This window comes from Chitinophaga polysaccharea, assembly GCF_007829335.1.
GTDB classification, from domain to species: Bacteria; Bacteroidota; Bacteroidia; order Chitinophagales; family Chitinophagaceae; genus Chitinophaga; species Chitinophaga polysaccharea_B.
This window is the reverse complement of sequence record NZ_VIWO01000003.1, coordinates 598,836-622,219: the sequence shown is the minus strand read 5'-3', so window position 1 is coordinate 622,219 and position 23,384 is coordinate 598,836. Positions and strand designations below refer to the sequence as shown.

20 protein-coding genes are annotated in these 23,384 nt (G+C 49.2%); 9 read left to right on the top strand and 11 right to left on the bottom strand.

Translation table 11 applies throughout. From position 1 onward, the window contains the following. The first annotated feature begins 2 nt into the window (after window positions 1-2). From FHW36_RS14085 to FHW36_RS14070, 4 genes are all read left to right on the top strand, one after another. Window positions 3-3,416, top strand: a complete 3,414-nt coding sequence (locus FHW36_RS14085; protein WP_145669919.1) for a SusC/RagA family TonB-linked outer membrane protein — start codon at window positions 3-5, stop codon at window positions 3,414-3,416. Window positions 3,417-3,439: 23 nt separating this feature from the next. Further along, window positions 3,440-4,897 carry a SusD/RagB family nutrient-binding outer membrane lipoprotein gene (locus FHW36_RS14080; protein WP_145669917.1) on the top strand — a complete coding sequence of 486 codons (1,458 nt, stop codon included), beginning with the start codon at window positions 3,440-3,442 and terminating at the stop codon, window positions 4,895-4,897. Between the two features lie 29 nt (window positions 4,898-4,926). Beyond that, window positions 4,927-6,207, top strand: coding sequence for a DUF5689 domain-containing protein (locus FHW36_RS14075; RefSeq protein ID WP_145669915.1), 1,281 nt, complete (start codon window positions 4,927-4,929; stop codon window positions 6,205-6,207). 125 nt (window positions 6,208-6,332) lie between these two features. Next, on the top strand, window positions 6,333-6,791 hold the full coding sequence (locus FHW36_RS14070; RefSeq protein ID WP_145669912.1) for an SRPBCC domain-containing protein: 459 nt from the start codon (window positions 6,333-6,335) through the stop codon (window positions 6,789-6,791). Window positions 6,792-6,808: 17 nt separating this feature from the next. On the opposite strand, the gene cfa is transcribed toward FHW36_RS14070, so the two are convergent. From cfa to FHW36_RS14050, 4 genes are all read right to left on the bottom strand, one after another. Beyond that, window positions 6,809-7,930 carry a cyclopropane fatty acyl phospholipid synthase gene (gene cfa, locus FHW36_RS14065; RefSeq protein ID WP_145669910.1) on the bottom strand — a complete coding sequence of 374 codons (1,122 nt, stop codon included), beginning with the start codon at window positions 7,928-7,930 and terminating at the stop codon, window positions 6,809-6,811. A 217-nt stretch (window positions 7,931-8,147) separates the two neighbouring features. After that, entirely contained in the window at window positions 8,148-9,404 is a 1,257-nt protein-coding gene (gene fucP / locus FHW36_RS14060) for an L-fucose:H+ symporter permease (RefSeq protein ID WP_145669907.1), read from the bottom strand. A gap of 203 nt (window positions 9,405-9,607) precedes the next feature. Continuing rightward, entirely contained in the window at window positions 9,608-10,561 is a 954-nt protein-coding gene (locus FHW36_RS14055) for a bifunctional helix-turn-helix transcriptional regulator/GNAT family N-acetyltransferase (protein WP_145669903.1), read from the bottom strand. Window positions 10,562-10,627: 66 nt separating this feature from the next. Then, on the bottom strand, window positions 10,628-11,191 hold the full coding sequence (locus FHW36_RS14050; RefSeq protein ID WP_145669902.1) for a dihydrofolate reductase family protein: 564 nt from the start codon (window positions 11,189-11,191) through the stop codon (window positions 10,628-10,630). Window positions 11,192-11,384: 193 nt separating this feature from the next. On the opposite strand from FHW36_RS14050, the gene FHW36_RS30710 reads away from it, so the two are divergent. Both FHW36_RS30710 and FHW36_RS14035 read left to right on the top strand, forming a co-directional pair. After that, window positions 11,385-13,862, top strand: a complete 2,478-nt coding sequence (locus tag FHW36_RS30710; protein ID WP_222429072.1) for a DUF3748 domain-containing protein — start codon at window positions 11,385-11,387, stop codon at window positions 13,860-13,862. Window positions 13,863-13,953: 91 nt separating this feature from the next. Continuing rightward, entirely contained in the window at window positions 13,954-14,892 is a 939-nt protein-coding gene (locus FHW36_RS14035; protein ID WP_145669900.1) for a DMT family transporter, read from the top strand. Window positions 14,893-14,907: 15 nt separating this feature from the next. Here the strand turns inward: FHW36_RS14035 and FHW36_RS14030 are convergent, their stop codons facing one another. Then, window positions 14,908-15,834 (bottom strand): AraC family transcriptional regulator, encoded by a 927-nt coding sequence (locus FHW36_RS14030; RefSeq protein ID WP_145669898.1) that lies wholly within the window; start codon window positions 15,832-15,834, stop codon window positions 14,908-14,910. A gap of 189 nt (window positions 15,835-16,023) precedes the next feature. Then, window positions 16,024-16,149, bottom strand: coding sequence for a hypothetical protein (locus tag FHW36_RS30950; protein ID WP_262713394.1), 126 nt, complete (start codon window positions 16,147-16,149; stop codon window positions 16,024-16,026). A 186-nt stretch (window positions 16,150-16,335) separates the two neighbouring features. Between FHW36_RS30950 and FHW36_RS14025 the strand changes: the two genes are divergently transcribed. Beyond that, window positions 16,336-17,565 carry a thioredoxin family protein gene (locus tag FHW36_RS14025; RefSeq protein WP_186452431.1) on the top strand — a complete coding sequence of 410 codons (1,230 nt, stop codon included), beginning with the start codon at window positions 16,336-16,338 and terminating at the stop codon, window positions 17,563-17,565. Window positions 17,566-17,626: 61 nt separating this feature from the next. Here the strand turns inward: FHW36_RS14025 and FHW36_RS14020 are convergent, their stop codons facing one another. The 5 genes from FHW36_RS14020 to FHW36_RS14000 form a co-directional block, all read right to left on the bottom strand. Continuing rightward, complete coding sequence (locus FHW36_RS14020; protein WP_145669894.1) at window positions 17,627-18,226, bottom strand: DNA alkylation repair protein; 600 nt, start codon at window positions 18,224-18,226, stop codon at window positions 17,627-17,629. 81 nt (window positions 18,227-18,307) lie between these two features. Beyond that, on the bottom strand, window positions 18,308-18,682 hold the full coding sequence (locus FHW36_RS14015; protein WP_145669892.1) for a VOC family protein: 375 nt from the start codon (window positions 18,680-18,682) through the stop codon (window positions 18,308-18,310). Between the two features lie 77 nt (window positions 18,683-18,759). Next, a complete protein-coding gene (locus FHW36_RS14010; RefSeq protein ID WP_145669890.1) occupies window positions 18,760-19,566 on the bottom strand; it encodes a helix-turn-helix transcriptional regulator in 807 nt (268 codons plus the stop codon). Window positions 19,567-19,587: 21 nt separating this feature from the next. Next, window positions 19,588-20,097 (bottom strand): anthrone oxygenase family protein, encoded by a 510-nt coding sequence (locus FHW36_RS14005; protein WP_145669888.1) that lies wholly within the window; start codon window positions 20,095-20,097, stop codon window positions 19,588-19,590. Window positions 20,098-20,172: 75 nt separating this feature from the next. Beyond that, window positions 20,173-21,774, bottom strand: coding sequence for a beta-N-acetylhexosaminidase (locus tag FHW36_RS14000; RefSeq protein WP_145669886.1), 1,602 nt, complete (start codon window positions 21,772-21,774; stop codon window positions 20,173-20,175). 184 nt (window positions 21,775-21,958) lie between these two features. On the opposite strand from FHW36_RS14000, the gene FHW36_RS13995 reads away from it, so the two are divergent. Then, window positions 21,959-22,594: an START domain-containing protein gene (locus FHW36_RS13995; protein ID WP_145669884.1), complete on the top strand. Its 636-nt coding sequence runs from the start codon at window positions 21,959-21,961 to the stop codon at window positions 22,592-22,594. After that, window positions 22,581-23,384 carry an SDR family NAD(P)-dependent oxidoreductase gene (locus FHW36_RS13990; protein ID WP_145669882.1) on the top strand — a complete coding sequence of 268 codons (804 nt, stop codon included), beginning with the start codon at window positions 22,581-22,583 and terminating at the stop codon, window positions 23,382-23,384. Before FHW36_RS13995 ends, FHW36_RS13990 begins: the two co-directional genes overlap by 14 nt.

Here is a 23,384-nt window from a genome sequence, read left to right as displayed (position 1 = left end):
GCATGAAAAAAATTATTGGCGGGCTGTGTTGCCTGGTACTGGCGGGGTCAGTATGGGCGCAAACGGCTACCCGTGTCATCCAGTTTAGCAAAAAAAAGATGTCCCTGCAGGAGGTGATCACCACCCTCCAACAACAAGAGAAAATAGCGGTACTGTACGACGATAAAATAGTACGCGCACCTCATGAACTACAACTGCCTGCAGAAAAAATGCCGCTGGAAAAGCTGCTGGCCCTGATCGCCGCGCAAACCGGCTTCGATATAAAACTGCAGGGCAACAATATCTACATTAAAGACAAAGACACGGCCGCCGTAGAAAAAGTACCCGTAAAAGGTGTAGTATTGGGCAGCGACGCCGACGGCGCCTTGCCCGGCGTAAGCATCTCTGTCGATGGTAAAACTGCCGCCGTAACCGGTGAAAACGGCATCTTCGATATACAGGCCCCTGTTGGCAGCCACGTGGTATTCCGCGCCATCGGCCTCGTTCCATATACCTACCCGGTAGCCGGCGCTGCGGCCAATCTCAAAATAAAAATGCAGCAAAACATTACCCAGCTGGAAGGTGTAGTGGTAACAGCGCTGGGCATTAAACGTGATGAAAAAGCACTGGGATACGCTGTCAGCAAAGTAAGCAATGAACAACTTACCGACGCGCTGAGTAACAACTGGACCAACGCCCTCACCGGGAAAGTGGCCGGCCTCAATATGCTGAAATCCAACGGAGGCCCCGCTGGTTCCACTAAAATTATACTGCGCGGCGAAAACAATATCACCGGCAGCAGCGAAGCCCTCATCGTGGTAGATGGCGTTATTATCAACGGTAGCAGCGGCAAACAAACCGGGAATGGCAGCGGCTCCTATCTCGATGGCGATTCCCCCACCGATTTTGGTACCAGCCTGAATGATATCAATCCCGATGATATTGAAAGCGTATCCGTATTGAAAGGTCCCGGCGCTGCCGCCCTCTATGGCGCCAGGGGAGCCAACGGCGCCATCATTATCACCACCAAAGCCGGTAAAGTGAAAAAAGGCTTAGGCGTTACCGTTAACTCCAACGCTACCTTCGAAACGATTAACCGCTGGCCCGACTATCAATACGAATACGGGCAGGGCGCATCCGGGCAAGATACCTGGTACTCTTACGGCGCTACCGCCGATGGCGCCAGCACCCGCAGCACCAGCTCTGCCTGGGGCCCAAAATTCGACGGACAAATATACTACCAGTATGATCCCGTTACCCATACGGGTGGCACTGTCAGAACACCCTGGGTGCCTTATAAAAACAACCGTAAAGACTTCTTTAATACCGCCAAAACATTTACCAACAGCGTAACCCTGGAAGGCGGTAATAACAATACCTCCATCCGCTTATCCTATACCAACCTGAATAACAACTGGATCGTACCCAATACCGGCTACAGCAGAAACACGGTAGCATTATCCGTCAACCATAAAGTATCAGATAAACTGCAGATTGCTACCAAAGTAAATTATACCAATAAGAAAAGCGATAACCTGCCCTCCAGCGGTTACAACAACCAAACGATCATGTATTTCATCCGCGGTATGGTGCCCAACGCCAACCTCGACTGGTTCAAGGAATACTGGTTACCCGGGCAGGAACAAATGGCGCAAAACCGCCCTTTCAGCAGCCTGCTCGACAATCCTTACCTGCAGGCTTATGAAATGCTGAATAAAGTAAACCGCAACGGCGTTATTGGCAATATATCCGCTACCTACAACTTCACCAAAGACCTCAGCCTGATGGTGCGTACTTCGCTGGATTACAGCACAGAAAGCCGTTCCCAGCAACGTCCGAAAAATACCCAGAAGTTTGCAGATGGTATGTTCCGTACACAAAACATCTACTCCCGCGAACTCAACAACGACTTCCTCCTGCGTTACCACCGTGCGGTTACCCGCAAGTTTGACGCCACCATCTCCGTCGGAGGCAGCCAGATGCGCAACTTCTACAACCGCGACGAAGTACGGGCCGACAAACTCCGGTATCCCGGCGTATACAATTTTGCCAACAGCAAAAACATCCCGGTAGCATTGCCATACAGCTCCCAATATGCGGTAAACAGCTTTTATGGCCTGGCCCAGTTCAGCTACAATAACTACCTGTTCCTGGATGTGACTGCGCGTAACGACTGGAGCAGCACTCTCGCGTCAGAAACCTCCACGGACAACACCTCTTTCTTCTACCCGTCTATCAATGCATCGGCTATCCTGTCGGATATCTTTAAACTGCCGGCAGCCATCTCCCTGTTGAAGGTAAGATCCTCCGTTTCAGGGGTAGGTAGTGGCGGTACCACTCCTTACTTTACCCGCTTCGGCTACCTGAAAGAACAATTCCAGAGCGGTCTTTCCAATCCCGGATACATCGCCAACCCCAACCTGAAGCCGATGAAAACCATCAGCGTGGAAGCAGGGGTAGATGCCAGCCTGTTCCAGAACCGACTGGGCTTCGGCATCACCTTCTATCAAAACAATACACACAACCAGATTATACAAGCGCCGCTCGACAAAGCCACCGGCTTCAAAGGCGCCATCATCAATGCCGGTACAGTGGCCAATAAGGGTATTGAAATAGAAGCCAATGCCACACCGGTGAAAAAAACCAAAGGTATTACCTGGATCGTGAATGGTACTTTTGCCGCTAACCGCAGCCGTATCAGCTCTCTCCCCGATGGCATTGAAACCTATGTAATGTCTACCGGTCCCGCTGGTCGTGGTTCCATCGAAGCCCGCCCCGGCGGACGGATGGGCGATATCTATGGCCTGGGCTATCAACGCTCTCCCAACGGACAAATCATCTATAACGATCAGGGCTATCCGCTGTTGTCCGAAACCGCTTCTTACCTCGGTAATACCAATCCCGACTGGAAAGCAGGGATCACCAACACCTTTACCTATAAAAAATTCCGTTTCAGCTTCCTGTTCGACGGGCAAACCGGTGGGGTAGCTTACTCCCTCACCCACTCCGTACTGGCAGAAGAAGGCAAACTGAAAAAGACCATCCCCGGCCGTTATAACGGTATCATTGGCGATGGCGTCATCAGGAATGCAGATGGCACCTTCCGTAAAAATGAGGTGGTGGCGGCTAACATTCAAACTTATTATTCCGAACACTTCAAGCGGGACAATATCGAATCTAACCTGTTCAGCACCGACTTTATCAAATTGCGGGAAACCAGGTTGGACTACACGCTCACTCCACAATTCCTGAAAAAAATCGGGTTCACAAAAGGCACCATCGGCCTGTATGGCCGCGACCTGCTGGTATTCAGCCACTGGCCTTCCTTTGACCCGGAATTTGGTACACTGGGAGATGGAGACATCAACGCCGGTTTTGAAATCGGTCAGTTCCCCTCCACCCGGAGCTTTGGTATTAACCTTACCGCATCATTCTAGTTTTTATCGCAAAAAGAAGTATCATGAAAAATATCAGGATCACTGCCTTTTCTTTAGTGGCCGCCCTTTGTATCGGTATGATGGCCTGCAAAAAGGATTTCGTCAACATCAATAACGATCCCAACACATCGCCGGTAGCCACCCCGGAAACCTTGCTGGCGCCTGCATTATATAGCGTAATTAATAATAACCAAACCCGCGCGCTTCGCCTCACCAATGAGCTGATGCAGGACCATGTAACCACCATCAATTCCGATGAAATACACCGCTATGTCATCCGCCCCGGCGAATCAGATAATATGTGGAATAACTGGTACCTGGCCCGTACCAACTTCGTAGATATGTATAAAGGCGCCCAAAAATTGCAGTCCAGTACGTATATGGGTATCGGTTTGATCCTCGATGTATGGACCACCTCTATGATCACGGATATGTTTGGAGATGTGCCTTACTCGGAGGCCAACCGGGGGCGCGATACAATTTACCAACCCAAATTTGACGCGCAAAAGGATATTTACACCGACCTGTTTCGCAAGCTGGAAGAAGCCAATACCTTGCTCGCTAAAAAACAAACCGTTCCTACCGACGACGCCCCACTGGATCCCCTGTACAAAGGCGATTCCACGGTTAACCAATGGCGTAAGTTCGGCAACTCCCTGTACCTGCGCCTGCTGATGCGCGCATCAGCGAAAACAGAAATCAATGCAGCGGCGAAGATAAAAGAGATCGCAGAAACGAATACCGGCAACTATCCTATCTTCCAGAACAACGACGAATCCGCCATTCTCCGCTTTACCGGCGTACCTCCCTATACTTCCGCGTTTTATACTTACCGGGAGTTTGACTTCAACGGGGATAACGGGCTCTCCTCCTTCTTCATCAATAACCTGAAAGAATGGGGCGATCCCCGCATCGCCAAATGGGCTACTACCGTGAGCGGCGCTTATGAAGGCATTCCCAGCGGATATGCGCCGGGTAATATTCCCCAACGCCTGTCTTACTATCCCAAAGCACTCATGAATGAACCCTTGCTGGGGAACATCATGAACTATTCCGAGCTGCAGTTTATCCTGGCGGAAGCAGCCCTTAAAGGCTATATCTCCGGCAATCCTGCCACCTACTACAATAAAGGCGTGGAGGCCGGGATTACACTCTGGGGACTCGCTGTACCAGCGGGGTATACCAACCGCGAAGGCGTAAAATGGAACGACGCCCTTTCCCCGGAAGATAAAATGGAGATGATCATGGTGCAGAAATACTATAGCCTCTTCTTCACCGACTTCCAGCAATGGCATGAGTACAAACGCACCGGGCACCCCGTATTGCCTAAAGGACCCGGGTTACAGAACAATGGTGTGATGCCGGCACGCTTCAAATACCCGGTATATGTACAATCGCTCAACCGTACCAACTACCAGAAAGCAGTAACAGCCATGGGGGGCGATGACCTGAACGTGAAAGTATGGTGGAACAAAAATTAATTCTTTAGCGTAAATAAATAATATCAATCATGAAATATATACGTTTTTCAGCAACCCTCTTACTGGCAGGCATGGCCTTCACCGGTTGTCTGAAGAAAGATATCGACTATGCACATGGCACCCCCAGCCCAGTAGCCGCCGTGGAAGTATTGCGCAACACTTTTAAAGGCACCGCCTTTCAACTGACCACCGACCACCTGATGGGGGCCGGTCGCATCAATGGCGTAGTAATTTCCGATACCAGCTCCGGCAACCTGGCTGCCGGTAACCTGGTGATACAGGACCAGGGTCGCGGCATCCTCCGTGGTATTACCATTGCTTTGGGCGCCAGTACCGCCGTTAACTATAGTGTAGGCGACTCCGTTACCATCAACATCATAGGCGCCACCCTGTCGAATGCAACCGGCACCCTGCAACTCAGCGGCATCAGCCCGGATAAAATTACCCTGCTGAAACGGAAAGCGAAAGTTACGGTGAAGAGCATTTCTCTCTCCGAACTGGCAGCCAATTTCCCCAACTATGAAGGCACCCTGGTAAAAGTGAATGCAGATTTTAAAAACCTGCCATCCCCCACCGATACTTATGCGGGAGATAAACAGCTGTTTGATGGGTTGAATGCGTCCATCGTGTTACATACCCTGGAAAGCGCCGCCTTTGCAAAAGACAAACTGCCAGCCAGCGCCACCTTCACGGGTATCCCGGTGTACTATAACGCCAGCGGAAATTTCACGGACAGTAATACGGTTAAACAACTCCGTTTACGTACAGCCAAAGACGTTAGTAATGCCAGCGGACCTTTATATGCCGGTTACCCGGAAGATTTTGAATCGCCCGACGCCACAGAAAAAGGAAGCTACGCCGCGAAAGCCATCAACTTGAAAACAGGCCTGTGGTTGCTCGACCAGGCGATATTGGGAACCACGAAAGACCGCGACCGGTTCAATCCTACCGGCAAGCAATGTATACGTATGCAGCAAAACCTCGACAAGCCCGGGTATGTACAGATGAACTTTGATTTGCCCAATGGCGCGTCGAAGGTAACGCTGTCATATGGCGCCTACTATACCGATGCCAGTTGCAGCTGGTTGCTGGAATACTCTACCAACCAGGGCGCTAACTGGCTGCCCGCCAGCGATACTATCCGCGATGCCAGCGCCACCGCCAAAACTGCTACCTTCCTGATGAATATAAAAGGCCCTGTACGTTTTCGTATCAACAAGCTGGGATTAGGGACTACCGATAATCTCCACATCTTCAATGGTCGCCTCAGCATTGAAGATATTGCCATCTTTAAAGCGCTGAACTACTAACAAAATCAGCTACCTGCTATTACCCACTGACCTTCTTTCTAAAAAAGAAGGTCAGTTTCATTTTAAAGAGGCCTTCACAAGGCTCTTTTTCGTATATTCGTTATCCTCACCAAACACGCCCTGTTATGCAATCATTAGAAATCAATGCTGCTATCCAGGTAGCCAAACCAAGACAGGAAGTTTTCCAGGCCATTATCGATCCGAAGAAAATGTCGGGCTATTTTATTTCCAATGGCTCTGCCACGATGGAAGCCGGTAAAGAAGTGACCTGGCAATTCCCGGAATTTCCCGACCGATTTACCGTCAAAGTGCTGAAAATTGTACCGGATGAATTGGTTTCTTTTGAATGGGAAGGCGCTAAAGATCATCATCTCACCGTAAATATTGCACTCACGGAAAGACCCGGTAACGCTACACTGATAAAGATCTCTGAAGGCAAGATGGATAACAATGAAGCCGGTATCAAATGGCTGAAAGGAAATACCGAAGGATGGGCTAACTTCCTCGCTTGTTTAAAAGCATATCTGGAGTATAACATTAACCTGAGAACAGGCGGATTCGACTACCTGAAAAAAGAGGGATAGTATTTCCTGCAACCGCCCTAAGGCAGGTTAAACCGGTATCCTCCGGGAACACCATTTTTTGAAAGCACGATTTGCCACAACTGACTTTTCCTCGCCCGGAAAGAGCCGGCGCAGGAAAGCAGGTAGTACTTCCACATGCGGAAAAAAGTGGGATCATAACGGGATTTGAGCTGGTCCCAGTGCTGTACTACATTGTCGTACCAGGCCATCAGCGTACGATCGTAGTTAACGCTGAAATTTTGCCAGTGCTCCATCACAAACAATCCTTCTATAAACTGTCCTATCAGCCGGATGGTGGGAATCATGGCATGGGGAAAAATGTATTTATTCAGCCACCGGTCTGTAAACGGGTTGGCCGTATTGCCACCAATAGAATGTAGCAGAAACAACCCATCGTCTTTCAGGCAACGGTGCACCATTTGCAGGTAAGTACCATAATTTTTATACCCTACGTGTTCAAACATGCCCAGGGATACAATGGCATCAAATGGTTCGTGTACTGCGCGGTAGTCGGTAAGCCGTATGTCTACCGGCAGGCCTTTACAGAGGGCAGCCGCCAGCTCGGCTTGCTCTTTGGAGATGGTAATGCCGGTTACCTTTACGCCGTAATGCTCGGCAGCGTAGCGTGCAAAACTCCCCCAGCCGCAGCCGATATCCAGCACATGCATGCCGGGTTGCAACTGCAACTTACGGCAGCTCAGCTCCAGCTTATACTCCTGCGCTTCATCCAGGGTGTGCGCCTTTTCCCAGAAGCCGCAGGTATAAGTCATCCGCTTGTCGAGCATGGCTTCAAAAAGATCATTCCCGATATCGTAATGCGCGCTGCCATTGCGGTAGGCCAGGGAAGAGGTCTGGAAATTCAATAGTCGGGCCGCTAAAATCTCCGCCTGGAACGACAGGCTCTTTCTGACCTGTACATCCAGGTTGGCCCTCAATACTTTGGCAAAGAACTCATCGGGGCACTCGCAGTCCCATTGCTGATGCATATACGACTCCCCTAATCCCAGGGAGCCATTGTGCAATACTGCTTTATAAAAAGTGTCGTCATGTACCTGTATGTCCCATGGTTGTTGGCCGTTGACCGTAATGCCGGCGGAAGATAAAAGATGAGTGATGATTTCTTTTGGTGTACGGACCATAGCTGTTCGATCTTTGATGAATCAATGTATCTACAAAGTTAGGAACAATGAATGCGGCCCGTTTGTTCATCAGAATATCCCTTACGTTTGGTATTAATAAGAGTAACCACCATATCCAGGGTAGCCATATCGGGCCGCAGTTTGGCAGCGCCCCGTTGTGCCCAGTGCAGATAGGCCCGCCCGGAGCAGGCATATTACAAAGCGGTAGTTCATCTGCTTACCTTAGTTTATACAGTTTATAACCAAAAAGGAAAATCACCGCATAACAAACTACCGGCAGGTAGTATGCGGTAGCAATGTTGGTGTCGGCGATGCGGCCCATGAGGAAAGGAAATACGGCCCCTCCAAACATCCCCATCACAATAAAGGAAGAAGCCTGTTGGGTTTTTGGCCCAAGGTCCTTTAATCCCAGGCTGAAAATGGTGGGATACATGATGCTGAAGAAGAAGTTGATCATCAGCAGGGCGATGTAAGAAGTCCAGCCCCAGCCTTGCGCTACCAGTATGCACATCAGCATATTGCCGAGAGCAAAGGCTGCCAGCAATTTATTGGGAGCAATATAACGCATCAGGGCGGTGCCTACGAAGCGACCGGCCAGCATCATCCCCATAAACGGCAGCATAAAGTAACCCGCTTTCTCGTCGGAAAAATGCATTACCTCGTGGCCATAGTTGATGAAAAATGCCCAGGTGCCTGCCTGTGCGGCTACGTTAAAGAACTGGGCGACAACTGCCCATACGAAGTTTTTATGCTGAAATAATGTTTTGTGGTCATCCTTTACCACTGCTGCTTCCCCGGCCCCATCGTGCGGGTCTGTAACCGGCGGCACTTTCACTAAAGCAAACGCAATGGCGATAGCAGCGATTACGACACCGATATAAATATATAACTGCTTAACTGATACTAATTCATTTCCGGCCTCGTGGGTGGCGCTAAGCAGGAAATGCGTACCCAGTGTAGGGCCAACCATGGCACCAACGGCATTGAACGATTGCGCAAAGTTAATACGCTGGTCGCTGGTACGTTGATCGCCCAGGGCAGCCATAAAGGGATGCGCCACCGTTTCCAGCGTAGCCATGCCACAAGCCAGTACAAACAGGGCTATCCGGAAAACGGCAAAAGAGCCGGCATTGGCGGCAGGCACAAACAGGAAGGCGCCCATGGCATATAGAGTAAGCCCTAAAAGCACCCCATTTTTGTACCCCATCTTTTTAATAAATAACCCCGCCGGGACTCCCATCAGCGCATAGGCGCCAAAGATGGAAAACTGTACCAACCCGGATTGGGACTTGGATACATTCAATACGTTTTGGAAATGTTTGTTCAGCACGTCCCCCATCGTGAGGGCAATGCCCCAGCACATGAACAGAGAGGTAACGAATATCAGGGTAATCACATATTTTTTCTCGGTAAATTTTGCCGGGGCAGCGGAAGTAGCCCTCTTTTCGGCTGCCGGCGATTCGGGTGATAGCATCTGCTGAGTTTTTAATTTTTTTATATAACGTGGAACTGTCGTATTCAACGTTCCAATATACGGAGTAGAAAGCAAAAAGCATAAAGCGGAAAGCAAAAAGCTATTGAAGAGGATGACAAGAGCGGATATTATGTCCACTAACATCATTCGCGTCAATAGCTTTTTGCTTTCCGCTTTATGCTTTTTGCTTATAACAGCAACGACTATACGATATCTAAAGCCATTTGTATATTGGCGCGTTCGTAAGGAGAAGGCCGGTTCACTACTTTTTTAAAGCCCAGCTTTTCATATAAGCTGATGGCCGGTTTCAGGATGGTATTGCTTTCCAGGAATACATTGCGCGCACCCAGGGAACGTGCTTTCTCAATGATGGCTTGTCCCAGCAGCCAGCCTATGCTTTTGCCCTGGGCTTTGGGAGATACCGCCATTTTAGCCATTTCGTAATCATAGTCCGGGTCATCCATCTTTATTAAAGCGCACACCCCCACCGGTTCATCATTGAACAGCGCCACAAAAATATGCCCTCCTTTTTTAAGGATGTATCCTTCGGGGTTGTCGAGCGACTGATAATCGGCCGCCTCCATTTTAAACCAGCGGGATATCCATTCTTCGTTCAATGCCTTAAAGGCGGTTTTATACGCCGGTTGATAATCTACTATCTTTACTTTATCTGCTTCCCTTTTCTTCCACAAGGCGGTTACCCGGCTGATCAGCGATTGCTGCTCCAGCAGGTATTCCCACTCTGCAATAGCCTTCCACAAGTCGTTGGTAGTCTGTGCAGAAATAGCCTCGATGGCGTTACCAACATCTATCAGTTGCAGCTGCAGTGTTTCATTGAGCGCTAACCCTTTTTTGGTAAGCTGCACCAGGTTCCTTCTGCCATCGGCCTTGTCTTTATTTTCGGCTACCAGCCCTGCTTTCTTCATCTCCCCTATAATCTTGGATACAGAAGGATGCGAATGCCCGATTTCCTTGGCAATTGCCGTGATAGTTTTAGCGTCCCCCTCCGTTAATACATAATATACCGGGAACCATTTGGGTTGCAGGTTGGAGCCATATAACTGGTGAATCCGGGCAGCATCTTCCATAATGGTTTCCGTCAACATACGGAGTCTGCTGCCTATGGCAGCTTTGCCTGTTTTATTAAAGAAGTCCATACGAATCAGATTACGTAATTAATTACGTAAATATAATTAAATCGTTTGGAACAGGCAAAAATTACCCTACGCCGGCAGGTATTTGTTGAGTACTTTCCCATTTTTAAAGGGGATGGAGCGCTCTAATTTCAACACCTTCATTTCATTAAAAATGCTAAGCCCGCTACCGATAGCAACCGGATTACTGATGATATAATATTCATCCACCAGGTCATGATCAATCAGCGACCTCACGAAACCGGCGCCGCCGTACACCAGGATATCCTTACCTGGTTCTTTTTTCAGCGCCTGTACAGCTGTAGCCAGGTCCCCATTTTCCACCTCCAGGTTTCTGCCGGTAATCGCTGTTTCGGTATGACTAAAAGTAATCTTACGCATATTTACAATGAGCTGTGCCAAAGGCTGTGCGGGATGATCTGGCTGGTGATCTACCATATGCTCCCAATGATCAATGAATTCACGGGTCATTTTGCGCCCCAGCAAAATGGTATCACTGCTGTCGGCCAGCGCAATGATTTCCCTGAAACCAACTTCATCTGGCCCCGCCAGCCATACCCAGTCCTGCTCTCCATTCGGCCCTGCTACAAAACCATCAATAGTCATTTGCATTTGTAACTTTAATTTTCGCATAGCAATCGTTTTTAAAAGTGATCTTGTTGCTGTTACAAATATCTGTAGACTACTCATCATAGAGCGGGTATAATCACGACAATTAGGAGGCGATTTATACCATTATTAGCCCTTAGGCTGTTGTAAGGTTCCCCCGATTTTCTTATTTTTCAAAGATTATCCACGTAGTCCCTACGCTTAACTGAATGACAGCATGCTTTTACATAAAATATACCTGGGCCTGATGGTCAGTATTACCCTTTGTCAGGCTGACAGCAAGGCGCAGGTTCCCGGCACTGTTATCAATCACCGGCCTGCGGCCGACAGCCTGTACATTGGCTCTCCCAGCATCTGTACACTGCAGAACGGCACTTACATTGCTTCCCATGAATTTTTTGGCCCCGCTCTGAAAAATCAGCCCAATACCGTGCATGTGTTTGCCTCGCGCAACAAGGGTAAAAGCTGGCAGCAAGTAGGCCAAATCCACGGGCAGACCTGGTCGCAGCTGTTTGCCGAAAAAAATACGCTATACCTGCTAGGCCCGGAAAAAGAAGGCGGTGATGTGGTGATCCGGCAATCGACCGATGGGGGCCATACCTGGAGCAACCCGGAAAATGATACCACCGGCAGGCTGCTGAAAGGGCGGCATCATTGCGCGCCAACCCCGGTAGTCGTAGCCAACGGCCGTATCTGGAAAGGCATGGAAGATGTAAACGGCGGCGGCGGATGGGGTAAGCACTTCCGGTCATTTATCATGTCGGCCCCTCTTGGGTGCAACTACCTCGACGCCCGCAACTGGACTACCAGCAATGTGCTGGGATATAACGCCAGCTACCTGAACGGACAATTCGGCGGCTGGCTCGAAAGCAACGCAGTGCCGGCCCCCGACGGACATATGGTGATGATGCTCAGAACCGACTACCGCGTTAATGGTAACGAAAAAGCAGCCATCATCGATATCAGCCGCGATGGCAAAACAGCTTCCTTCCACCCGGAAACCGGCTTTATCGATTTCCCAGGAGGCTGTAAAAAATTCGCGGTTAGGTATGATTCCAAAAGCAGGCTGTATTGGTCGCTCACCAATTACGTTCCGGAAAAAGACAAAGGCGGCAACCCGGAAAGAACAAGGAATACCCAGGCACTGCTCTATTCATCGGATCTGTACCATTGGCAGATAAAAGGAATCGTATTGCATCACGACGATGTAGTAAAACACGGCTTCCAGTATATGGATTTTCAGTTTGATGGAAATGACATCATAGCGGTATCGCGAACAGCTTACGACGACGCTAATGGCGGGGCCGACAATCAGCACAACGCCAATTACCTGACCTTTCACAGGATCCATGATTTCAGGCACTTCAAAACCAGTAAAGCCTATGAGTCACTCCTGCCGGAAAAACAACCGACCACCGTACAACTCACCTATACCGCCGGGGGCCACACCCTCAATAGCACCCAATGCGTTTCTCCTGATGATAACTGGATAGTATATGATACCCGTAACTACGATACGCTGATCGCAGCCACGGGAGGCATCGCCATGGTAAACGTCTGCACAAAAGAAATAAGAGAATTATACCGCACTTCCCACCAAACGGATTTCGGGCCGGGGGTGGGCGCTGCCACTTTCTCCCCGGTGAAGAACAGGGTCCTGTTCCTCCACGGGATCCGTGATGCAGATAAAGATCATCCGTATAGTGTAAGTCGTCGTACAGGCGTAGCCGTAGATATCGATGCGCCCTTCCGCCCCCTGTTTATGGATGCCCGGAATATCACGCCGCCATTCACCCGTGGCGCCTTACGCGGCGGTACACATGCGCATACATGGAGCGGCGACGGGCAGTGGATCAGCTTTACATATAATGACTACGTGATGGAAACATTAAGTAAATCCGATCCCACGGTAAAAGACCTGCGCACGGTGGGCGTAATGTTTCCCGGGCCGGTAACCGTTTCCGTAAGCGATACCACAGAGAATAACAGCGGCGCCATGTTCGCAGTTGTCGTAACTGCTGTTACACCGGTGCCCAAACCCGGGAGCGATGAAATAGACAAAGCATTTGATGAAAGCTGGATAGGCGCCAACGGCTATATACGCCCGGATGGCAGCCGCCAGCGAAGAGCCATTGCCTTCCAGGGCAATGTGAGAGATAAAAATAACCAGGCGAAGACGGAAGTATTTGTAGCAGATCTGCCCGATGAGTTGACGACTGCTGTTGCCGGGCAACCACTGGAAGGCACAGCCAATAAGCCACCGGGCGTACCCGCCGGCGTGCGGCAACGACGAATCACCTTCACCGCAAATGGCATAGAGGGACCACGGCACTGGCTACGCACTACGCCCGACGGCAACCTGATTGCTTTCCTCGCTAAAGACACCGCCGGCTTTATCAATATATTTGCCGTATCCCCCAATGGCGGCGCCGTTCAGCAACTCACCTTCCACCGGTTTAATATCCAGGGCGGCTTTAATTTTAGTCCCGATGGCAGCCGCCTCGCCTATATCGCCAACAACACCGTGTTTATTACTCAACCTGCTACCCAGCGGAGCTGGCAGCTGACAAAGAACAACAGCGAAGCACCACTCACCGGCGCCGTTACCTGGTTGCACCACGGGAAATCAGTGGTATATAACCGCTATGTAAAAAACTACCTCCAGGTTTTTATGTCGGCCGTTCCCGGTAAATAACCCCAAAGCACCTCAGCCACCAGGAGATAATTTCCCATAATATCTGCAAATTTGCATACCCGTTGATCCCTTATCTCACCGGAAAGTATATATGAAACAAAAGACTACATGGCGGGGTATTATCCTGGCGCTTACGGCAGCAATATTGTGGGGAATATCCGGTACCTGCGGGCAATTCCTCTTTATGTACCGCAACATCAATACCGAGTGGCTGGTGACTGTAAGATTGCTGGTGGCCGGTATCCTGTTGTTGCTGATAGCCATGCGCCAGCATCCTTTGGAAGTGTTTGCGATCTGGCAGGATAAAAAGTCGGCCACGCAGCTGCTGGTATTCAGTATCCTGGGTATGCTGGCCGTACAATACACTTTTTTTGCGGCCATTAAACATTCCAACGCCCCTACTGCTACTGTATTACAATACTCCGGCCCCGTGATGATCGCTGTGTATATGGCCTGGCATTCCCGTAAGTGGCCCACACCCCTGGAATACCTGGCAATTGTGCTGGCCGTAGCAGGTACTTTCCTGATGGTCACACATGGGAAAACCGACAGCTTATCCATTTCCGGCCAGGCATTGGCATGGGGACTGGGATCGGCGGTAAGCATGGCATTCTACAGCATCTATCCTGCCAGGCTACTTACCCGTTATCAAACACCTGTCATTATTGGCTGGGCAATGATCATCGGAGGCGCACTGCTGGGATGCACCCATGCTCCCTGGAACATTTCCGGGGAGTGGGATATTTATACGCTGGCGTTCACCGCATTCATTATTTTGCTGGGTTGCCTGGTAGCATTTTACGCTTACCTCACGGCCGTTAAACTCATCGGGCCGCAAACCACCAGCCTGCTGGCTTCTGCAGAACCGCTTTCAGCCGCGCTGTTTTCCCTGATGTGGTTGAATGTGCCGTTTACCGTTATGGACTGGCTAGGTAGTATATGCATTATCTCCACCATATTTTTGCTGGCCAGGAAAAAACAACCGGCAAAGGTTGATCTCAAAAAAGATAACAAAGTGTACCAGGTCTGAAAAAATATTCTTGCATTATTCAGTGCAAACCAGTTGATATGTACCTGGCGTAACACCTTCCGAGCTCTTGAACAACCGGATAAAGTAGTTGGTATCATTGAAGCCGCATAGCAGTCCTACTTCGCTCACCGTTTTGTTCCGGTCGGCCAGCAGTTGCTTGGCCAGCTTGAGCCGCTCACGGTTAATGTATTGCAACGGCGTAATGCCGAATTGTTCCCTGAACCATTTGAAAAATACATTCCGGCTCAGGCAAGCTTTGTGACACAATACATCTACGGAAATATTTTCCGTCAGGTGTTCGTGTATATAGTGCAGTACATAATGCAAACGGCTGCTGTTGCTGTTGGTATTACTTTCCCGCGCAATCATACCCAAATGATCCTGCTGGATAATACGGATCAGCAATTCTTTCACACCCAGGTCGGCATATATATCCCTGGCCCGGTCGGGACTGGAGCACACCCGCATTAATTTATCTATCAGGGCAGCGGTATCCGGGTCGTTATTGAAATGATACTGGTTAAACTGCAGATGCCAGTCTTTGGTTTCTGTTCGTTCGCTGTTGTGGTACTCGTTCAGGTAATCCAGTGTTTTACCGATATAAGCCGCATCTACGGCCAGCGCCATACATTGGGTAGGATTGTTCATGGTGGCTTCGGGGAAATCGATCACCATCGTTTCGTTGGCCGGTACAATCACGGTTTCGCCGGGGCGATAATCAAAGGCCGGCTGATCGAAAAGATGCATGATCTTCTTGCCCTGTACCATGGTAGTGATTACGAAATTGTTGAAGGTAAGGGGGACCCGCCATGCTTGTTCATAACTTTCATAGATGTTTAGTTCACAGTTCTTTAAATTGAATACGCGCCTGTTTTCCACCAGTTGCTGCAGATGTTTGTGGGGAGTCAGCGCTACTGGTTGTACATAATGTTTTCCGGCCATGGTCACAGTTTTAACCCATAACAATTTAATACAATTTAATTACGCTACGAAAAACAGGCACAAAAAAAGAGCGGCTCCCCGTTATACCGGGAGCCGCCCTCATAGTGGATGTCATTATACTAATGGCCCATGCATATATACTTAACTTCCCATATAGCATAAGAGGTAGACTCCCTACCTTCAAAGGGGTCAGCACCAGGGTATCTTTTCAAAATGATACTGCGCAAAAGGACCCGGCGCGGAGGGGGCATTATCTTTTTTACATCCGGCCAGGTAAACTGCCGACAACACCAGGCAGGTAGCAAAACAGTTCATACATAAAAGCGTTTATATGTTAGAATGGTTGCCCGTAGGACGCAGGAAATAATAGAAAAGTTACACCGGCAGTTCACTTGGTATGCCTCTCTTTTTATCAACTTATCATGTCAAATAAATTCTCCTGGCGCCCCGGTGAACTACGTTAAATTAGCAAACAATCAAAACCACCAAAATCATATTAGCATGAAAAAATTATTTCTGTTAACCATCCTCGCGCCCATGATGGCGTTTGCGCAAGAGAAGGGCATCCATTTTGAACATGGCAGTACCTGGGCGGAAGTGAAAGCCAAAGCCAAAGCGGAAAACAAGTACATCTTCATGGATTGCTTCACTACCTGGTGCGGTCCCTGTAAGATGATGTCTGCACAGATTTTCCCACAGGAAAAAGTCGGCAACTTTATGAATGATAAGTATGTCAGCGTAAAGGTGCAGATGGACCAAACCGCGAAAGACAATGAGGAAGTAAAACAATGGTACGCCGATGCGCAACAGATTGAAAAAGAGTACAGCGTTCGCGCCTATCCTACCTTCCTGGTATTTGCGCCCGATGGCCGCATTGTAGACCGCCAGGTAGGAGGCAGTGAAGCCGACCAGTTCATCAACCGTTTTACCGCCTCCCTGGACCCTGCCCAGCAATATTATACCCAGCTGGATAAATACACCCAGGGTCAGAAAGACACCGCTTTCCTTCGTAAACTGGCCTACCTGGCACAGGAAAAATACGACATGGAAAATGCCGGTAAAATTGCCAAAGAATACCTGGCACAGCAGAAAGACCTGTACACACCTGTTAACCTGGAATTCCTGGGCAAATTCACCCAATCCAGCAAAGATCCGGGCTTTGATGTGTTCCTGCACCACGCCGATAAAGTAAATAAAGCACTGGGCAAAGATGTAGCTGAAAACAAAGTGATGGAAATTGCCGCCAAAGAAGATGTATATCCCCAGCTGATGAAGAAAGACAAGAGCGCACCGGACTGGGAAAGCGTAGAAAAAAGTGTGAAAGCCAAATATCCATCTATTGCGGAAGAACTGATCCTGAAAACAAAAATCCAGTACTACAGCTATGTAAAAGATGCCAACAACGCGGTGGCTAACATTGTGGCCTATATGAAAAAATATGGCCACAAAGCAGATCCACAGTCCCTGAATGAATTTGCATGGACCGTCTTCGAAAAATGCAACGATATGCAGTGCATAGAACAGGCGCTCGAATGGAGCAAACGTTCTTTCAAAGACAAGGAAATCCCAGCTTTCATGGATACCTACGCCAACCTGCTGTACAAAGCCGGTAAAAAAAGTGACGCCCTGGCCTGGGAAGAAAAAGCCATGAATAAGGCTGGCGGCGAAGAGAGAAAGAATTATGAAACTACCCTGGAGAAAATGAAGAAGGGAGAAAAATACTGGGAATAGTGACACCATTTCCCGGAAACACCGGTTCATTGAATGCTGTTAGCTTCAATGAACCGGTGTTTTATTTTACGATGAGCTTATACACAAACGCAATAACAGGATCACCCAATTCCCAGGTAGCTGTTTCCTGCTGTACCAGCGCCGCATTTTTCCTGCTGATATCCCGTAACGCATTACCCACCGATTTTCGCAGATACTCGCTTTCTTTTGACTTTAATGGGCTGATCAGACCAATGGCCACCTCGGGATGATCTTTGAAATAGGGGCGCCGGGTCCAGACCCGCAGCCCTTCTACCACGGCCCGGTTTACATTGGCAGCGGAACTTTGCAGCCAGCGTCGGATATCCGGCAACGATTTTTCATACCCTTTTGCCTGGCAATAATGATCGATCGCCTTGGCCAGCATTTCCTGTACCCGCCAGTTATTATCTGCCGCTACTTTTGTTTCCAACAGTTGCAGGGCCTCCCTGTTTTCAGGCGCCAGTAGTCCCAGCAGGTAGGTGCCCAGCATCCGTTCCTGGTAGCTTTCTCCCGACAATAAGGTAACAGCGAGGTTGAAATGGTTGGCTTGCTGATTCTTCATCAGCTCATCTCCCGCTTCCGTGATATGCTTAAAACCATGCTCTACCTTTTTCAATTGGGCGATTATCGAAGACAACATTTGCAACTGAATTGATCTATACTGAAGATACGGATAATTACAGCTCGTTAGGAGGTATTCAGTTAATGACCAGGAAAAGGTTTACTGCACAGACGTAATCCACCAGGTATTGCCAAATGGATCTTCCACACCGCAGGTACGTCCATAACTCTGGTCCGACAAAGGCAACACTTCCTTTGCCCCCGCGTCGATGGATTTCTGATAACTGTCATCCGCATTTTCTACGTAAATAAACAGGCCGGCATTCTGGGTCCCCCAATTGTCATTGGTTTGGCCAAACATAATCACACTGCCACCGATGGATATTTCTCCATGCTTAAACACCTTGGTTTCCTCGTCATATACCCGCATCTTTTCAACGGCGCCAAAGGCTTGTTGTGCAAATCCATAAAATTGTTCCGCATTTCTTATCACGAGATAAGGAATTACTTGCTGGTGTCCTTCTGGTAATTTCATCTTCATAAAATTTTAAGGTGAGATAGTCACACAAAATTGCAATACCCGGCTAACTTAAAATTGGAAAAAACCGACATTTATGCCAGATCTTCATCCCGCCAGGCGGTAGCCGGCGACCTGCCGGAGAAAAACTCCCGTGGATGCAGACCGGAAAAGGTTTTAAAATCGTTGATAAAATGGGATTGATCATAGTACCCGCACTCCAGCGCAATGCCAGCCAAACTACTCACCTCGCGCTTGTAAAAAGAAGCCGCTGCCTGGAAACGGACGATGCGGGAAAACAACCGGGGTGACAGGCCTGCATACTGTTTAAATTGCCGCTCAAACTGCCGCTCTGATAAATAATACTGTCCCGATAAGGTTGCAATAGGCACTTGTGGCCGGTAACGGATGATATCACGGATAGCGGAAAAAACCGGTAGTTCAATGGTATACCTTGCCGCCAGCCGCTGCGCTGTAAAATCACAAATAATCCTGCAACGTTCCTCGTTGTTTTTCGCCAACATTATTTTTTCTTCCAGTATACTTCCTTCCTGTTTCAGGAGGTACCGCAGTTCAGCCGTTTCATTGGTTAACTCCGCGGCGGACATATCAAACAATAAAGGAATCGCATGCGGGTAAAAGTAGACACCGAATATGCCAAATCCTTCTTCAATGGTATATTGTCGCAACACATGCGTTACCCCATGCAAACCGGCAGTAAACGATTTGCTTAAACGGCCGCTGGCAGTGATCTCATCAAACTGTCCGCGATAGTGAAATAACAACTCAGCACAAGCATCTGCCATATTGTGATGCGTATATGCGCCGGCTCCTTCCATGATCCAGAAAAAGCGGATAAGGTGTGCCAGGTGTGGCGGAGGTGGAATGGTATCATAACGCATACCCTAAATTACAAAGAATGTTTATCTTTTAGCTGCCTGCGCAGGAGCATCTTTGGTCAAACAAGCCATCACCGTCAATACCAGCGCTATAATACTGGCCCAGGTACGTACCGCATGCCAGTTGTTCCAGGCGCCGGCAAACGCCCTCCTCGCGGCAGCAGCCTGCTCCGCGGTAGCCCCGTTTACCACAAAGGTGGCCAGCTTGTCATTCAGCGGAATATTGCCCGCTATAGTAACGCCCAAAGAACCGATCCAGAATATCAGCGATGCGGCCAGCAGGTAGCCGGCCTTCCGCGAAAAAACAGGACGGGCATATATCCAGGTCACCAACGGCAACAATAAAGGTGCACCGAAAAAACTCAGGGAAAATGCAGGGTTAACGATAGCCACATTGATCTTATTCATGGCCTCGATATAGGCGCCATCCGGTAAACCAGCGAAGGCCGGGTTCACGGAAACAGAAAATGCGTAATACACGCCGGCGATAAGTCCTGTGGCAATAGTGGCAAGCGCCAGTAAAAAAGTCTTCATTGTTGGAAGGGGGGTTTTATATTCCCATGGCAATATTACCACCCTCCCCCTTCCTGAAATAGAACAAAACCGACACTAATCAAGATAGTGATCGGCCGACTTGCCCGACTCCTTATGCCAGCCGGGGTTGAATATATCGAAATAGAATAAACCGGCCTGCTTATATAATAGCTGCTGGGCTTTTAAACGATCAGTAAAGCCCTTAAAATCCTTCCGGTCAGCTGGCGTCCACGCGGTTTCTGCCAGCGCGGAAATACGGGGAAAAAGAAGGAAATCCAGCCGGTTGCCGTTATGCACGGTTTCCGTCCATATGCAAGCTTGCACGCCCAGGATCTGTGATTCATGCCCGGGTACGGCCGGCAGCTTCGCCGCGGAGAAATTGTAGACCGTTTCAAGGGAATTGAATGCGCCATTTGCTCCTCTGCGCCCAATATGGTGACTGCTATCCTGTACAAAATCAAAATAAAACGGTAACCGCGGGCACAATACCACGGAATAGCCTTTATTCAGCGCCATCGCCAGGGCTTCCGGCTTATCATGACGCCACCAGCATACAATGGTACTATCGGCCGGCAACGTGGCAGTGGCAATCTCGTCCCAGGCCATCACTTTATTATGCAGTTGTAATACGGTGTCGGCCATACGTTGTATAAAATAGTCTTCCACAGCTTTACGGTCTTTCAGGCCATGCTCCCGCTTCAACCGGGTAATCCCCGTATCGCTGTCCCAGCCCGCATTACCGAAGGTAACCTCATCACCGCCCAGGTGTATCATACCGGCAGGAAAAAGTTGAGCCGTTTCCGTTAGTATATCCGACAGGTACTTGTAAGTACCTTCCCTACCCGGGTTGAACGTAAACCGCGGATACCTGTCGGTACCGCCGCCGTCAAACGCGGGATAGGCCCTGTTGGCTGCCGCAGCATGACCCGGCATATCTATTTCCGGGATCACAGTAATATTGCGCTGCCCGGCATAGGCCACAATCTCCCGGATATCATCCTGGGTATAATACGCCGCCGGCGCAGCGGAATCAACAATATTACCGATCCCTCCTACAGTAGTCAGCAAAGGATATTTTTTAATTTCCAGGCGCCAGCCTGGAACATCCGTCAGATGCCAGTGAAAACGGTTCAATTTATAAAACGCCATCCAGTCCAGCAGCTGCAATACTTTCTTCTTCCCAAAGAAAAACCGCGATTCATCCAGCATAAGCCCTCTCCAGGCATATTGCGGCGCATCGCTAATTTGCCAGCCATCTATAGCCAGCACGCCACTATGCAAGGTTGCTGCTGTACCCAGCTGCAACAAGGTGGCTATACCATTAAAGATGCCTTCCCGGTGGGCAGCGATAATGGTGATTACTTTCTTATTCACTGTAAGCGTATAGGCATCTACGTTGGTACCCTTTCCATTTTGCTTTAAATAGATCGTTGTAGCTCCGGCTTTTTTACCGGCAGTTACCTGCAACTGGTACCGCCGTTGCAACTCCTCTTTCAGGTACACGGCCAGGGGCTGTAGTGAGGCATCACCTGCACAGATAACGGTTTGTGCGCTCAGTGGAAATACGCCAGACTCCTTTACCGCCTTTACAGGCAATGGGATCACCGGGCAAACGGTTTGCCCCCTACCAACAGAAAATACCACTACACCAATCAGCGTTAACAGGAAATGCTTCATAAACGATTGATTTTACACAAAAAAAGGCCCTCCGCGGGCGAATGGCGGCCAAAATAATAAAAACAACCAGATCCTGCAATAAAACGGCCCGTGTTTACAGGTCAGCCCTTTTATCCTACAACTCATCAGAAAATCGTTTGCCACCCGGCCACGCTGTGGCACTTTTGCTATAAATCATGAAGACATGGAGCGTTTGCAGCTATTTTGTATCGGCAGTTTAATGGTGATCAGGTCGTTATTTGCGGATACCAGCGACTTTAAGCTGGTAAAACAAAATGACGCTATCGCATTATATGAACGGTGGATTCCCGGCGCTGACGGGGAAAATGTAAGGGAAATAAAAGCAGTATTCCGGGTAAAAACTGCTGTACCCGCCGTGGTAAAGCTTTTCAAAGACCAGGCAAAAGGACGCCAATGGAATACCAACGCGAGCGACTATAAAATTGCATCCACCCCGGAAGCCGGGCGGTGGATTACCTATATCCGGTACGCCATCCCCTGGCCTATGGACGACCAGGACTGCTGCCTCCTCTATATGTACCAGCCCACGGCAGGCAATCAGGCGGAAATACGCTTTGAAAGTACTACCGACCACCGCTTTCCGCCCTTCAATAAAACTACCCGGATTACCGGCACACGGGGGAAATGGATGATGGAGCCCGCCAGCGACGGGCAATTGAAAATTACCTACCTCGTTACCACCGATCGCAGTAAGAAAATACCCCGCTGGGTATCTGACCCGATCATTCACGACAACCTGTTTAAGACCATGACAAAGTTCAAAGGTCTGCTTGAAAACGATGGATATGCCAAACAATAACTACACCCTCATCACCGGCGCCAGCTCCGGTCTGGGGAAAGAATTTGCCATTCAGTGCGCCCGCATGGGCAGGAATATCATCCTGGTGGCCTTACCTGGCAGCCACCTCCAATCGGTAGCCGACAACCTGATGCTGGAATACCGGGTGCAGGTAAAAGTATTTGAATTTGACCTGTCCAACAGTCAGCTGCTCAAAGAAGCGCTGCAACGCATGACGGAACTGTATGACATCGATTTTCTCATCAATAACGCCGGCGTAGGCGGCACTTCTCCCATTACCCATACCTCACGGGAACGGATAGACGATATTATTATGCTGAATGTAAGAAGTACGGTATTACTTACGCATCAACTCCTGCCCCACCTACTCCGACATCCACAGAGCTATATCATGAACATAGCCAGCATGGCCGCTTTTACGCCCATTGCCTATAAAACGGTTTACCCGGCATCTAAAGCCTTCATCTCTTCTTTTTCTCTGGGGCTGAAAGAAGAAATGACGAATACCGGCCTGTCTGTCAGCGTGGTATATCCCGGCCCCATCATGACCAACTCCCACACCTCCCGCCGTATCATCAGCCAGGGGATCAAGGGAAAGATGGGGTTATTGTCTACCCCCGCTATTGCCCGCATTGCGCTGAAAAAGACACTGGCAGGTAAACCAGTAATTATCCCGGGGATGATGAATAAAATTAACCATGCCCTGATGCAATTACTGCCCCTGTCACTAAAAATGAGAATTGTATCCAGGGAAGTAAAAAAAGAAATTCCATACACCTTATCTGTATAA